The following is a 14,859-nucleotide window of genomic DNA, read 5'->3' on the forward strand; positions in this document are numbered from 1 at the left end:
ATGCATAGCACCCCCTCTTTTTTCACATCCCTGGGGGCAAGGTCAAGTAGCACACGAAGGGATTATTTGATCGGGTTTATATAACCCCGCCAGCCCTGGGCCTTGTGCGGGGTAAACCCCACCTGAGAGCCCAGATGCCCTCAGGGCTGCTGGGCCGACAAGGCCTCCACCCGTTTGGCCCCCCGGTAGACCCGCTTGTAAAAAGGGCTGTCCAGGCTTTCGATCACCACCCGGCTGCCGTAGCTGTTGGCGTGGGCAAACACGCCGCGGCCCAGGTAGATGCCCACGTGGTCAATCTGGCGGCCCCCAAAGCTAAAAAACACCAGGTCGCCCTGACGCATGGCCCCTTGTACGGTGCTGAAGGCGGCCCATTGCTCGCGGCTGGTGCGGGGCACCTTGATGCCCACCTCGGCAAAGACCTGCTGCACAAAGGCCGAACAATCCACCGCGCGGTCGGAGCTGGCCCCAAACACATAGGGCAGGCCCAGGTATTTGAGCACCACCAGAATCAGGGGGTGGGTGGGGTCGTAGTCGGTGTCGAGGGGTTGGCTGGGGGGCGGGCTGGGCTGGGGCTGCGGCGCAGGTTCAGGGGCCGGCTGGGGTGGGGTGGGATTGGGCAAGGGGGTTGGGTTGGTCAGGCCGGCGGAGACGCCTCCTGGTGGATTCGGGTTAGGGGTAGGCGCTGGGTTGCTGGGTGAAACCACCCGTACTTGAGGAATCCGCAGCACCTGACCGAGCGAAAGCGTGGTGCCCTCGAGGTTGTTTTCTTGCTGGATGGCCTGCACCGTGGAGCCATAGCGCCGGGCAATAGAAAAAAGTGTATCGCCCCGCTGAACAGTGTGCTGTACCGTCTGGGTTGGCAGCTGAAGCACCTGGCCCACGTTCAGGGTAGCGTCGCTCAGGTTGTTGAGCCGCATCAGAATTTCCACGGTGGTATCGTGGCGTTTGGCAATGGAGAACAGGGTGTCGCCGCGCTGCACCGTATAGGTGGGGCCAGCCTGGGCCAGCACCAGGGCAACCAGCCAGGGCAACACAGCAATTATACGCATACCAAACGTAAGTATACGCCGAAATTTCATTATTTTGCTTTCCATGAAAGGTTCCGCACATGCGCTGCGGGCTAAAGCCGTCGGAGCCACAGTCGGCGGTGCCTGAGCATCCGCCTGGCAGCCACACACAGGATGTCGCTGTGTGTGGGGTGCACGGCTCCAGCAAATTTTTTAGCCACACCTCGCCGCCCCAATCATGAAATGGGTGATAGGGTTCCCAATTTCGGTTATAGCAGAGCCACCGTAGCCCCTCACCTTGGCTGCGTAGCGTAGGAAACGGAGCCAGGCAGCCTTGGCTTCAAAAGCCCAAAAGGAGGTTTGTATGTCCAGAAGCCGTTTAGCCATTATCAGTTTTGTGTTGGCTACATTTTTTGGGGTATTTGCAAGCGCCCAGACCCAGTTTCGGGATATTCCGGCTGGACACTGGGCCCACCAGGCCGTGGAGTTTGCGGTGCAGTGCGGCCTGATCGAGGGTTTCCCCGATGGCACCTTCCGGGGCAACCAGAACCTGACCCGCTACCAGGCCGCCCTGATTTTCTTCCGGCTCTACCAGACCAACCGCCTCGAGAACACCCGCCCTGAGTGCCGTCTGGCAGTTGAGCGGGGCGCACAGGAGGTAGCGCCCGAGCTTCAGCAGCTCCAGCAGCGCTTTGCTGCCCTCGAGCGCACCAACCAGGATCAGGCCGGTAGGCTGGCCGCGCTCGAGGCCGAGGTCAAGCAGGCCATCGAGACCAGCAAGCGCGTAGCCGCCCTGCAGGAGCGCCTGGCGGCCCTCGAGCAGCAGGTTCAGCGCCTGAGCCAGGCCCCGGCCCAACCCGCCCAACCGGCGGATCCCACCCCAGCCGAACTCCAGGCCCGTATTGCGGCCCTGGAGCAGCAGCTTCAGCGCTTGAGTCAGGCCCCTGCCGCCCCCACCGCCGCGCAGGATGCGGTGGCCCTCGAGCGCCGCATCGCCACTTTGGAAGAAGAGATTCGCAACCGTCCCGATGCCGCCCGCGTCGCCGCCCTGGAAGAGCAGGTGCGCGGCCTGAGCAACCAGGTCACCACCCTGCAAGGCCAGGTCAACGAGCTGCGCCAGCAGGCCCAACAGCCCGCCCCGCCCCCCCAGCCGCAGCCGGAAACGCGACCCGCAACCCCGGCTGCACCGGCCACCCCTCCGACCCGCAACCTCTACTTTGGCGCGGGCGTTGCGCTCGGCATCATCCCTCAGCCGAGCGGTGGTATCTTCGACAGCAGCAACCTGAACGTCAGCGGAATGGTGGGCGTACGCGATGTGTTCCTGGGCTTTGGCCTGCGGGCCGGCCTGGACTACAACCTCAGCACCAGTGCCCTGGGCCTCGAGGCCTACCTGATGCGCCACTTCGGCAGCGGGCTGATTAGCCCCTATGTGGGCGTGGGTGCCCGCTTCCTGCCGGCCCTGGCCAACCCCATCTACGGCAGCGCCGCGGTGGGGCTCGACCTCAACCTGTTTGGCCCCCTGGGCCTCTTCGTGGAAGGCAACCCCCGCTTCGAGAGCGGCGGCAACTTTGGCCTGGGAGCGCGGGCAGGCTTTAAACTGAACTTCTGATCGCGATTTTCCTGAGAAAAAGAGCCCTCTTCTGGGGGCTCTTTCTTTTTTTGCACCACAGTAGATGCCCGACTCATTTGCTATTACAAAAATATGATAAATATATTATGTGATGTACATAACACTGAGCCGGATCAGTGAGCACAGTCCCCCATCCCGGAGGCTCGTATGGGCATCAACTACCTGTTCCTGGACATGAATTCCTACTTTGCCTCGGTGGAGCAACAGCTCCGGCCCGAGCTGCGCGGCAAGCCCGTGGCGGTGGTGCCCATGCTGGCCGAGACCACCTGCTGCATCGCCGCCAGCTACGAGGCCAGGCGCTACGGCATCAAGACCGGGACGCGGGTACAGGACGCCCGGCTGTTGTGCCCCAGGCTCGAGCTGGTCGAGGCCCGCCCCAAGGAGTACATCCGCATTCATCACCAGATCCTGCAGGCGGTCGACAGCGTACTGCCGGTGGAGGCGGTGCTCTCGATTGACGAGATGGTCTGCAAGCTGATGGGCCGGGAAAAAGAGCCTGCCCACGCCCGGAAGCTGGGCGAGCAGGTCAAGCGGGCCATCTACCGGCAGGTGGGGGTGGAGCTGCGCTGTTCGGTGGGCCTGGGGCCCAACCGCTTCCTGGCTAAAGTGGCCGCCGAGATGCACAAACCCGACGGCCTGACCCTGCTGCAGCTCTCCGACCTGCCCCACCGGCTCTATTCGCTGCACCTGCGCGACCTGCCGGGCATTGGCCCCAACATGGAGCAGCGCCTGTTCAAGCACGGTGTAACCAGCGTGGAGCAGCTCTACCGGCTTTCTGTGCAGCAGCTGGCGCAGGTCTGGGGCAGTCAGATTCACGGCTTTAGCTGGTGGCATCGCCTGCGCGGGGCCGACCTGCCCGAAGCCCCTACCCGGCGGCGCAGCCTGAGCCACTCGCACGTGCTGCCCCCGGTATTTCGTAGCGAGGCCGGGGCCCGCGCGGTGCTGACCCGGTTGGTGCATCGTGCGGCTGCCCGCCTGCGGCACGAAGGGTACTGGGCGGGTTCTGTAGCCCTGTTTGTGCGCTTTCTGGATGGTGGCGAAAAACGCAGCTGGGAGGCCCATAGCCGCATCCAGCCCAGCCAGGACACCCTGAGTCTCCTGCGGGTTAGCTTGCAGCTCTGGCAGCAAAAACTCGAGGGCACCCCCTACAAGGTGGGTATTGCCCTGGGCCACCTGATTCCCGAGCTCGAGCTAAGCTGGCCGCTGTTTGAGTCGGAGCAAAAACTCCTGCGGCTGGCCCAGGCCATGGATCGGGCCAACGAAAAATATGGCCCCCAGGCCCTCTACTTTGCTGGCATGCACCGCACCGAGCAGAGCGCGGTGACGCGCATCGCCTTCAGCCGCATCCCCGACCTGGATCTGCCGGATGTTTAGCATTCTGGCAGCCTGCTGCCCCTTCCCAGCTTTGCGCTTTGGGCTATGGGCCTTAAGCTAGAACCCGTGAGTGCGCTCTACCGCCAGGCCCGTCCCACCACCTTCGACGAGATGGTGGGGCAGGAGCATGTCAAAGAAGTGCTGATGAATGCACTCCGGCAGGGCAAGCTGGCGCAGGCCTATTTGTTTTCGGGACCCAGAGGGGTGGGCAAAACCAGCAGCGCCCGGCTGATTGCCCAGGCCGTCAACTGTAGCCAGGATCCCAAACCTTGCGGGGTTTGCGAGGGCTGTCGGCTGGTGCGGGAGGGGCGGCACCCCGATGTGCTGGAAATTGACGCCGCCTCCAACAACTCGGTGGAGGACGTGCGCGACCTGCGCGAGCGAATCTTGCTGGCCCCCATCCTGGGCAACCACAAGGTGGTGATTCTCGACGAGGCCCACATGATGTCCAAGAGTGCCTTCAACGCGCTGTTGAAGACCCTCGAGGAGCCTCCACCACACGTGATTTTCATCTTTGCCACCACCGAACCCGAGCGGATGCCCCCCACCATCCTCTCGCGCACCCAGCACTTTCGCTTTCGCCGGCTTTCCGAGAGCGAGATTGTGGAGAAGTTAGAGCGCATTCTGGCCGGGCTGGGCCGCGAGGCCGAGCCCCAGGCCCTGCAACTTGTGGCCCGGCTGGCCGACGGGGCCATGCGCGACGCCGAGAGCCTGCTCGACCGGCTGCTGACCCTCGAGGGCCCCCTCACCCTCAAGCAAACCGAAGACGCCCTGGGGCTGCCCCCCCAGGAAGCCCTGTTTGCTCTGGCCGAGGCCCTGGACAAAGGGCAGATCCGCCAGGCCTTGGAGCAGGCCCAGCAGCTTTATACCCAGGGGTTTGCCGCACGCACCCTGGCCCAGGGGCTGCTGGAAGCCCTGCGGGCTGGCCTGTATGGCCGCATGGGGCTGGGACGATCCCCTTCGGGACAGGCTGACGCCTATGCGCCAGGGGGCCGGGGCCCTTACCTGAACCAGCCCGAGGAACGCCTGGTGGCTGCCATGACCGCGCTGGACGAGGCCCAGGAGCGCCTCCTGAAGCGCTCCGATGCCCTCTCGCTCGAGCTGGCCGTGTTGAGCGCCTTTCAGGCCCTGCACGCTGCCCCAGCAGCCCCGGCCACCCCAGCCAGCACCCCGACCATCCCCGACTTTGACCCCAGACCCAGAAGGCCCGAGGGACGCCCACCCCGCCCCGTGGCGCGCGAAGAAGCGCCCGCATCCCCCAGCCCCACCCCGCAAAGCGTGGCCGACCTGGCCTCGGAGTGGCGGCGGGTCATGGGGGCGCTGAAGACCACCATCCGGGCTTTTGTGCGCGAGGCCGAGCCCCGCTTCGAAGAGGACAGGCTGGTTTTGTTGTTTGCGGAACAAAAAAGCTTCCACCACCAGGGCGCACAAAAGCATCTGAGCGATATCCAGAAGGCCGTGCAGGAGGTGCTGGGCATCCCGCAAGTTGAGCTCAGGCTGGGAGGGAAAAAAAAACTAGCGGATGAACCCGCAGCCCGGCCTCTTCCGCCCAGCCCAGCAGCGAGTCCCAACCCCAAGCCAGCGCCGAGTCCGGCCAGCACCCGGTCGTCCACGCCACCCGCACAGCCGCCCCAGTCCCCCAATCCTGAGCCCGTGCCAGCTCCAGCCGATGCACCCCAGGAGGCCCATGAGCCCCCCGAACCGGAGCCCTGGAGCCCCGAAGCCTCGCCGTTTGATGCGCCCCCACCCGACGAGGTGCCAGAGGAGGCCGAGGCCAAGCCCGGTAGTGAGGCCAGCCTGCTGGAAGACCCCCGCTTCCAAAAGCTGGTACGGCTATTTGGTGGAAGGCTGCGCAAGTTTTATCCCGAGGCCCCGCGCGAGGCAGCCCTCGAGGCCACAGCTTCCGACCTCGAGGGGGAGGTCGACTAAAAGCGCCGCCGGGCAGCGGGCCGAAAATATCTGCAATCACCCACAGCCCCAGAAAACCGGATAGACTGTGTTTATATGAACACCACCGACCTCAACGGTGAAACCCTGGATGGCATTCTCAAGCGCCTGCGCCGGATCGAAGGGCAGGTGCGGGGCTTACAAAAAATGGTCGAGGAGGGCCGCCCCTGCGAGGAAGTGCTGACCCAGATGACCGCCACCAAGAAGGCCATGGAGTCGGCCTCTACCCTGATTCTGCAAGAATTCCTGACCCTCTGCGCCACCGATATCGCCAGGGGCGACAGCCAAAAACCCGCGCAGATTGCCGCGATGCTGCGTAAGTTTGCCGGGTAGGCCCTAGGGCCTGAACAAGATCGAGTCGGCAACCTTCAAACAGGCCTCTTCGACCTGCTGGGCCAGCAACACACGCGTGGCCTGGGAGGCTGCCACGCGGTCAAGGGCGTTGCGCCAGACCCGGTCGCGCCAGCCCGTAATCAGGCGCGAAACCAGCCACTCGTCCAGCGAACCCATCAGCCGGTCCACCGTATCCATCTTGGGGTCGTAGCGTTCGATGACCTGATCCTGTACCGCGTCTATGGTCTGGGCAATAATCACGTTCACCTTGCAGTGGTCAGCGTAGCGCATCTGGCGCTGCCCTGGGCTCAAGAAGGCCCATTCGTCTTGCAGCAAGTCGCTTACGGCAAATACCAGGTCGTAATTGATATGAGCGTTAACCCCCAGCAGCAGTTTCTGCAAGGCTTTCAGGTTGGGGCTCTGGCCACCGTCGTGGGCAATCTGCCAGACCGCTGGGGCGGTGAGCGGGTTTTGTTCGTAGGCCTCGAGCGCCTCAAAGTAGTAATCGGCGAAGTGGTGGAGCAGCCGGTTCACCCAGCCTGGGTCTTGAAACGCACCCTCGTCAAGCGCAACCAGCATGTTCTGGGTCATCATGGAATAACAACCAAGAAACACCGCCCGGTGGTCGTGGGCCTCTTCCCAACGGCGAACCTGCGCCTGCATACGCTCAACAACCGACATGCTGAATCCCCTGCTGGAATTTAGGTTACACGAGTCCCCGAATCTGGGCCACCGCCCACTGCGCCTCGAGGCAGCACCCCCGCCCCCGGCAAGCCCCGATGGGCGGTGCGTTCTCCTGGATGTCGGCCATATACTTGGTAAAGCAAAGGGGCTGACCTGTGGAGATAGCCCTGGTGCCAGATTTCAACCAAGTCCTTGTCTCACCCCGCTGGCATGACCATGAACCCGACCCCCGACCTACACCAAAAAATGCGGGCGCACCTCGAGTTCCTCTACCCCGGCCGGGGGTCAGAAGTAGGGGAGCGGCTTCTGGCCCTGCTCGCTCGCTACCCAAATCTTGCCGCCCAGCCCCAGCCTATCTGGAGCGAAAAAGACGCCATCCTCATCACCTACCCCGACCAGATCACCCAGGCCGGCGAAGCCCCCCTGCAAACCCTGCACCGCTTCTTGCAAGCGCACCTGCAAGGGGTGTTCTCCGGGGTGCACATCCTGCCCTTCTACCCCTACACCTCCGACGATGGCTTCAGCGTGGTGGACTTCAAACAGGTCAAGCCCGAGTGGGGCACCTGGGCGCACATCCGGGCCATCGCCCAGGACTTCCGCCTGATGGCCGACCTGGTCTGCAACCACGTCTCGGCCTCGAGCCCGTGGTTCCAGGCCTTTTTGCAGGACGACCCCCGCTACAAAAACTACTTCATCGCGGTGGAACCCGGCACCGACCTCTCCCAGGTCTTCCGGCCCCGCGCCCTGCCCTTGCTCACCCCTTTCCAGAGCAAGAGCGGCGAAAAGCTGGTCTGGACGACCTTCTCCACCGATCAGGTAGACCTCAACTTTGCCCACCCCGAGGTGCTTTTAGAGGTGCTGGATGCGCTTTTGTTCTACGTGCAAAACGGCGCACAGCTGATCCGGCTCGATGCAGTGGGCTTTATCTGGAAGGTGCTCGGAACCAGTTGCATGCACCTTGAAGGGGCCCATCGCATCGTTAAGCTGATGCGGCTGGTGCTGGATGCGACCGCGCCGCAGGTGGTTCTGATTACCGAGACCAACGTCCCACACCAGGACAACATCTCGTATTTCGGGAATGGGCACGACGAGGCCCAGATGGTCTACCAGTTCCCCCTGCCCCCGCTGGTGCTGCACACCTTCCGCACCGGGGATGCCAGCAAAATTGCCGCCTGGGCAGCGGGCCTAGAGCCCCCCTCCGAGCGCACCACCTTTTTCAACTTCCTGGCCTCCCACGATGGGCTGGGGGTGGTGCCCGCCAATGGCATTCTGGAACCGGCGGAAATTGCCGCTATCGTGCAGCAAGCCCTGGATCATGGGGGCCGGGTCAACTACAAGGACACCCCGGAGGGCCCAGTACCCTACGAACTGTGCCTAACCCTATTTGATGCGCTCAACCATCCGCACAGCGACGAGGACGAAGACCTCAAAATTGCCCGCTTCATGGCTGCCAATGCCGTTCTACTGAGCTTGCAGGGTGTGCCAGGGGTCTACATCCACAGCCTCTTTGGTTCCCCCTCCGACCACGCTGGCCTGGAAGAAAGCGGGATCAACCGCCGCCTCAACCGGCACAAGTTCACCGGGCCGGAGCTCGATGGGCTGCTCTCCAATCCCCACTCGCGCGCCCACAAGGTGCTGGCCCGCTTCACCCACCTGCTCAAGGTGCGGGCGTCGCACCCGGCTTTTCATCCCAATGCACCACAGACCGTCATGGCCTCGAGGGAGGTGCTGCGTATCATCCGGGGCTACCGCGACCGGCAGGTGGGCTGCTACATCAACGTAACCCCCAAGCCCCAGCCCATCCAGCGGGTGGGGCGCGACCTGATCAGCGGAAAATACTTTGCCGGGCAGATTCCACCGTATGGCGTGCTGTGGCTGGTTTGAAGCGGGGCCAGCCTTCAGCGCACCGACCCGGCCAGCAGGTACTGGGCCACATAGTAAAGCGGCAGGCCCAGCAAGGGGTTCAGCGGCTGCTGCACCACAAAGCGCTGCCGGGCCACAAACAGGTCGGAAAGGTAGAAGAGGAGCGCTCCCAGCCGCACCTCTGGCCGAGGCACACCCAGCCCCACCCAGAGCATCAGGCTGATGACCACCCCGTAGGCCAGCACCGGGGCCTTCCAGCCTCCCAGATAGGGCCACAGCCAGCGCAGCCAGCCATACCCCATCGCCAGCACCAGCAGCAAAGCCCACAGGCCCGGCGAAGCCACCTGCACAAAAGCCCCCAGGTAGGCCAGGTGGGCCAGCAGAAAGGCCACCAAACCGGCCAGAAAGGCCCGGCTCGAGCCAAACAGCAACAGCACATCCCCCAGCGCCGAAAGCAGCAGCCCAGCAAAGACGAGCTGGGCAAATAAGCCATCCAAGCCCAGGCTAAGGGCAAAGAGCAGGAACCCCAACGAGCACAGAGATTTGAAGAGGGCTCGAGCCGGGCGCTGCTTCTGCCACTCTGCCCACAGCAAGCCCAGCAGGCTGAAAACCCCCAATCCAGGCCAAAGCCAGCTCCATTCGTTCATTGCCTTCCGCACCTTCTTGAGCTGGCCCCAGTTTACCCCGGCTCGCGCTACAATCGGAATTAACCATGACGCACTGGGCCAGCATACCGCGGGTAGGGCTTCTGGGGTTTGTTTTGACCGGGGCTTTGGCCCTGGCCGCACCTCCCCTGCCCGCACCCCCTTCCAACCTGGCCGACCTCGACCAGGACGGCTATCCCGACATCGCCGAGTTTCACAGCAGCGCCCAGCGGGAGGCTTTTTTGGAGTGGTTTGCGGCCATCGCCGAAGCCCAGTTCACCGCCCCCTCACCCGCCTGGTTACCTCAGGAGCAAGACTGTGCCGGCCTGCTGCGTTTTGCCTTTTTTGAAGCCCTTAAGCCAAAGACTGCGGCCTGGTTCCAGAAGTTTCCCTACCTGCCCAGGGTGCAGGCCCCCCCCATTAGCGCCTACCCCCTGCCCCAGATTGGCCGTGCGGTCTTCCGCATCGCCCCGGGGGCCTACCGCCCCGACGACGTGCAAGCAGGCCGCCTGGTGGGATGGGCCAGCGCCATGTACCTGATGCGCTACTCGAGCGTCTTCCTGGGCCGCACCCCGGACAAAGCCCGGCGCGGCGACCTCTTGTTTTTTGTGCGCCCTTTGGCCCGGGGCTCGGCTTATCACAGCATGGTGTATTTGGGAAACGGCCTGGTGGTCTACCACACGGGTTACGCACCCCAGGAAGGCGGTGAGGTACGGCTGGTCAGCTTACAGACCCTGGGCAAACACCCCCAAAAATACTGGCACCCCCGGCCTGACAACCCCCACTTTTTGGGGTTTTACCGTTGGAAAATCGCAAGCTACTAGGGGATAGGGTGGGTCGGCAACAAGCGTCTTGTTATGTTTTGCGCGTGTAGGGGCAAAGATTCGGGAGGCGAGTGAAGATGAGGCATTTTGGACGAGCGGGACTAAGCCTATTCGGGGTACTTTTGCTGAGTTTGCTGCCGGGGTCGGCCCAGCGCCCGGAACCCCAGTTGTATGGCGGTGGAACCTACAGCCCCACCCAGCAGGTACGGCTGGAGTATTTCCTGCCCGGAGGCGGCAGCAGCCAGATTCGCCTCCTGCGCATTCAGAACCCCCAAAAGGTGGTGGAGCTGGGGGGGCCACGCGACTTTCAGCGCACCCGCGAGCTGGATTTGACGCCGGTACGCACCGTACCGGTCTTTCGTACCCAGAACAGGCCCTATGGCGAGGTGAGCCTGGGTCGCCTGCCTGAAGGCTTGTACCTGGCCCAGATCGGCACCCCCCGCCCCACCTCGGCCACGCTGGTGCTGGTGACCAACCTGGGGCTGGTGGTTAAGTCGGATGCAGAGCGCATACTGACCTATACCGCCAGCCTGGAGAGCGGGCAGCCCCGCACCGCCCAGATTTTTGTTTCCAAAGATAGGCGCATCGTGCAGCAGGTGCGGGCCGAAGGCGGGCTGGCCCAGCTTCAAAGCAGCCTGCTCGGCACCGACAACCTGTTTGTGGCGGCCCGCTCGGGTACTTCCTGGGCCTTTAGCAATGCCTACTGGCAACGCTGGAGCCAGCAGCAAAACCGGGTCTACCTGGTCACCGACCGCCCGGTCTACCGCCCCGGCCACACGGTGTTCTTCAAGGGCACCGCCCGCAGCGCCAGCGGCCTGCGCCCCCTTGTGGGCCAGCCGGTCGAGGTGGCGGTGCACGACCACCACGACAACGAGGTGTTCTCGGGCCGTTTCACCACCGACCGCTACGGCAGCTTTTCCGGCCAGTTCCGCGTCGGGCTGGACGCGCGGCTGGGGGGGTATACCCTGGTGGCGCAGGTGCAGGGCGAGACGCACTCGAGCGAGTTCGAGGTGCAGGAGTTCATCAAGCCCGAGTACAGCGTGCGCGTGACCCCCGAGAAGCCCGTGGCGGTGCAGGGGGAGAAGGCCCGCTTTGTGGTGAAGGGCGAGTATCTGTTTGGCGGGCCGGTTTCGGGTGGCAGGGTCAGTTACGCCCTCATCCAGCGGCCCTACTACCGCTTTGCCTATGTCTCGAGCTTCGGCTTCTACCAGAGCGAGGCGTACGAGGACACCTACGAGGGCAAGATCGTCGAGCGCGGCGAGGGGCGGCTCAACGCCCAGGGGGAGCTGGTGGTGGAGGTGCCCCTAAGACCTGAGGGGGAGGACTACCGGCTGACCCTCGAGGCCGGCGTGAGCGACGAGGCCGGGCGGGAGATCAGCGGAAGTGGTTTTATCACCGCCTACCGTGCGGGCATCGTGCTCGATATCCGCACCGACCAGTACGCCTACCAGACCCAGGACACCCTGACCGCCACCGTGCGGGCCCAGGACCTGGAGGGCAACCCGGTCTCGGTGCCCTTTACCCTGAGCGCCAACCGCGCCTACTGGGTGCGGGGCCAAGGCGAGCAGCGCGAGCCGGGAGCCCGAGTCCAGGGGCGCACCGACGCCCAAGGCCAGGCCACCGTGCAGCTCAAGCTACCCAGACAGGGCTCGTATGCCCTGGTGGTGCAGGCCCGCGACCGCGCCGGGCGGGCCACCCAGGCCGAAGACTGGGTCTGGGTCTCGGATGGTTCGTACTGGTACTGGGACTACAAGAGCCTGAAGATTACCGTGGACAAGCCCGAGTACCGGGTGGGCCAGACGGCCCGCTTTGTGGTGCAGTCGCCGGTCTCGGACGGCTGGGCCCTGGTAAACCTGGAGGGCCCTCGCCTCAGCAAGCCCGAAATTGTGCGCTTCCAGGGCTCCACCTTCACCTACGAGCTAAAGCTCACCCCAGAGATGGCCCCCAACGGCTACCTCTCGGTTACAGTGCTGGGGGGCGGCGCATACTACAGCGAGGTGGCGGGCTTCTTGCTGCCGCCCGTGGAGAAATTCCTGAATGTGGCGGTGGCCTCCGACAAGACCACCTACAAACCCGGCGAGACCGCCGTCTACCGCCTCAAAGTCACCGACAGGAACGGACGCCCGGTGCAGAGCCAGGTCACGCTGGGCCTGGTGGACGAGGCCATCTATCTGGTGCGCTCCGAGAAGGCCCCGGACATCCGGGCCTTCTTCTGGGGCCTGAGGTCCAACCTGGTGGGCACCCAGACCGCCGGGGGCTACTACTTTGGCAACGTGGCCCCCGCGCCCAGTACGGCAGCTCGAGCCCCCATGGACAAAGCGGTGTTTGGACAGAGCAAGGAGGGGCTGGCTGCCCCCAAGGTGCGCGAGGATTTCCGCGATACCATCCTCTGGCTGCCCGAGGTGGAAACCGACGCCCAGGGCGAGGCCCGCGTGGAGGCCCGCCTCCCCGACAACCTGACCCAGTGGCGCCTGACGGCCCGGGCCATCTCGCTTTCGGACAGCGTGGCGCAAGCCACCCAGACCATCACCACCACCCTGCCGGTGATTGCCCGCCTCTCGACCCCCCGCTTCTTGATTCGGGGTGACGAGGCGATCCTACGGGTCATCGGGCAAAACAACCTGGAAAAAAGCCAGGCCGGCCAGCTCCGGCTCGAGGCCAGCGGGCTCAGCCTGCTCACCCCCCCCACCACCCTGGCGCAGCTTCCCGCGGGGGGCCGGGCTGCCGCCGGCTACCGGGTGCAGGCCCTGCAAAGCGGCACTGCTGTGTTGGAAGCTTCGGCCCTGACCCCTGCCGCCTCCGATGCCCTGCGCACCCGGCTGCCCATCTTCCCCAAAGGGCTCAAGCAGGAAATGGGCTGGGCCGGGCAGTCGGGGGATAGCTGGAGGTTTAGCCTGCCCGCCCGCACCGACCTCGGCCAGACGCAGGCCAGGCTCTACCTCACCCCCTCGCTGGCCGCCGCCGTAACCCCCGCCCTGGGCTACCTGGCCGGCTACCCCTATGGCTGCTCCGAGCAGACCATGAGCCGCTTTCTGCCCAGCGTGCTGGCCAAACAGGCGGGGGGTTTGGCCCAGTTGCCCCCTGAGCTCGAGCAAAACCTCGACGACTTTGTGGCCGCCGGCCTCAAACGGCTCTACGACTTCCAGCACGAGGACGGCGGCTGGGGCTTCTGGCAAAACGACGATTCCTCGGTGTACATCTCCTCGTATGTGCTGACCGGGCTGTTGCAGGCCCAGCAGGCCGGTTACCCGGTGCGTAAGGAGGTGCTCGAGCAGGGCGTGGCCTACCTGCTCAAAACCCTGAATCGCCCCGACGCCCACACCTACGCCGCCGATGCGGTGGCCTATGCCGCCTATGCCTTTGCCCTGGCCGGGCCCGCGTATATGCCCAAAGAACGTTCCTCTATCGGGATGGGGTTTGTCCGTGTGCCCAAGGGTTGGCAGCACGCCCACCGGCCGCACTTGAGCCGAGCCGCTTATCAGCAGACCCCGCCGCTGGACTTTGGCTACCTGCAAGACTACCTGAAAAGACCCGACCTCACCCCCTACGGCCATGCCCTCATCGTGCTGGCCTACCATCACAACGGCAACCGAAACCTGGCCGAGCAAGCCCTGGAGGGTCTGCTGTCCAAGCTGACCGAGCGCGAGCGCACCGCCTACTGGGAAGTACGCGCCCCGCGCTGGGCCTGGAACGACGACCACCTCGAGGCCACCGCTCGAGGTCTGGAGGCCCTGGCCAAGCTGAACCCCAACCACCCCGCCATTCCCAGGATTGTGAACTGGCTGATGCAGGAGCGCAGAGGGGCCCGCTGGGTCTCCACCAAGGACACCGCCGCGGTGGTGGTAGCCGCACTGGCCCTTGCGAAGGCGACCGGTGAACAGCCGGGCGAGCAGGCGGTGCAGATTCGGGTTAATGGGCAAGAAGAGACCCTGAAGGTTCCGGCCAAAGGGGCCGAGCTCACCTTAGAAGGCTTGAGGGCGGGCGAGAACGAGATACAGGTCATCGGCAGCCAGCGCCTGTATGTGAGCGGCAGCCTGAGCTACTTCGAGGAACGCGAATACCTGCAGCCCGAGGCCAGAGGCCTGCGGGTGGCCCGCACCTACCAGAAGCTCACCCCCCGCTACGATGCCAAAGCCGAACGTTTTGTCTACGAGCGCACCCCCTGGGGCCCGGTGAAGGCAGGCGAGCTGGTGCTGGTAACCCTGACCGTGCGGCCCGAGCAGGGCGCGCTGCGCTACGTGGTGGTGGAGGAACCCACCCCAGCCGGCCTGGTGGTGGTGGAGAACGACGATTCCTTCCGCATCGCCGGGGTGCGCTCCCGCTACGGCGACGACTACTACGGCTGGAACTACTGGTTCGATGGGCGGGAGATCCGCGACCGGCAGGTGGGGTTCTTCTTCAGTTACCTGAGCGGGCCGGTTACCTTCACCTACGTGCTGCGGGCCGAGACCCCCGGCAGCTTCACCGCGCTGCCCACCCTGGCCTGGATGATGTACGAGCCGGAGGTGCGGGGGGTTGGAACGGCCCAGCAGGTGCGGGTGACGGAGTAAGTG

Annotated in this window: 10 protein-coding genes; 7 read left to right on the plus strand and 3 right to left on the minus strand. The window is 64.5% G+C overall.

Features of this window, described 5'->3' with window-relative positions; translation table 11 throughout:
* Nucleotides 1–140: 140 nt before the first annotated feature.
* Nucleotides 141–1,049 (minus strand): LysM peptidoglycan-binding domain-containing protein, encoded by a 909-nt coding sequence (locus ABWU19_RS03245; protein ID WP_435900337.1) that lies wholly within the window; start codon nucleotides 1,047–1,049, stop codon nucleotides 141–143.
* 322 nt (nucleotides 1,050–1,371) lie between these two features.
* Here ABWU19_RS03245 and ABWU19_RS03250 point away from each other — a divergent pair, with 322 nt between their 5' ends.
* The 4 genes from ABWU19_RS03250 (at nucleotide 1,372) to ABWU19_RS03265 (ending at nucleotide 6,291) form a co-directional block, all read left to right on the plus strand.
* Entirely contained in the window at nucleotides 1,372–2,616 is a 1,245-nt protein-coding gene (locus ABWU19_RS03250; RefSeq protein WP_435900338.1) for an S-layer homology domain-containing protein, read from the plus strand.
* 168 nt (nucleotides 2,617–2,784) lie between these two features.
* A complete protein-coding gene (locus ABWU19_RS03255; protein WP_435900339.1) occupies nucleotides 2,785–4,011 on the plus strand; it encodes a DNA polymerase Y family protein in 1,227 nt (408 codons plus the stop codon).
* A gap of 66 nt (nucleotides 4,012–4,077) precedes the next feature.
* Nucleotides 4,078–5,940 (plus strand): DNA polymerase III subunit gamma/tau, encoded by a 1,863-nt coding sequence (gene dnaX / locus ABWU19_RS03260; RefSeq protein WP_435900340.1) that lies wholly within the window; start codon nucleotides 4,078–4,080, stop codon nucleotides 5,938–5,940.
* A 75-nt stretch (nucleotides 5,941–6,015) separates the two neighbouring features.
* On the plus strand, nucleotides 6,016–6,291 hold the full coding sequence (locus tag ABWU19_RS03265) for a metal-sensitive transcriptional regulator (protein ID WP_435900341.1): 276 nt from the start codon (nucleotides 6,016–6,018) through the stop codon (nucleotides 6,289–6,291).
* Nucleotides 6,292–6,294: 3 nt separating this feature from the next.
* On the opposite strand, the gene ABWU19_RS03270 is transcribed toward ABWU19_RS03265, so the two are convergent.
* Nucleotides 6,295–6,972, minus strand: coding sequence for a DUF5995 family protein (locus ABWU19_RS03270; RefSeq protein WP_435900342.1), 678 nt, complete (start codon nucleotides 6,970–6,972; stop codon nucleotides 6,295–6,297).
* Between the two features lie 213 nt (nucleotides 6,973–7,185).
* Between ABWU19_RS03270 and ABWU19_RS03275 the strand changes: the two genes are divergently transcribed.
* The gene (locus ABWU19_RS03275) at nucleotides 7,186–8,859 is read left to right on the plus strand and encodes a sugar phosphorylase (protein ID WP_435900343.1); all 1,674 of its coding nucleotides are present in this window, start codon (nucleotides 7,186–7,188) and stop codon (nucleotides 8,857–8,859) included.
* A 14-nt stretch (nucleotides 8,860–8,873) separates the two neighbouring features.
* Here ABWU19_RS03275 and ABWU19_RS03280 read toward each other — a convergent pair whose 3' ends face one another.
* Nucleotides 8,874–9,485, minus strand: coding sequence for a lysoplasmalogenase (locus ABWU19_RS03280; protein WP_435900344.1), 612 nt, complete (start codon nucleotides 9,483–9,485; stop codon nucleotides 8,874–8,876).
* Nucleotides 9,486–9,550: 65 nt separating this feature from the next.
* Between ABWU19_RS03280 and ABWU19_RS03285 the strand changes: the two genes are divergently transcribed.
* Nucleotides 9,551–10,306 (plus strand): DUF1175 family protein, encoded by a 756-nt coding sequence (locus tag ABWU19_RS03285; RefSeq protein ID WP_435900345.1) that lies wholly within the window; start codon nucleotides 9,551–9,553, stop codon nucleotides 10,304–10,306.
* A gap of 77 nt (nucleotides 10,307–10,383) precedes the next feature.
* On the plus strand, nucleotides 10,384–14,856 hold the full coding sequence (locus ABWU19_RS03290; protein WP_435900346.1) for an alpha-2-macroglobulin family protein: 4,473 nt from the start codon (nucleotides 10,384–10,386) through the stop codon (nucleotides 14,854–14,856).
* Nucleotides 14,857–14,859: the final 3 nt, after the last annotated feature.

The organism is Meiothermus cerbereus (genome assembly GCF_051297115.1).
In the GTDB taxonomy this organism is placed as follows: domain Bacteria; phylum Deinococcota; class Deinococci; order Deinococcales; family Thermaceae; genus Meiothermus; species Meiothermus cerbereus_A.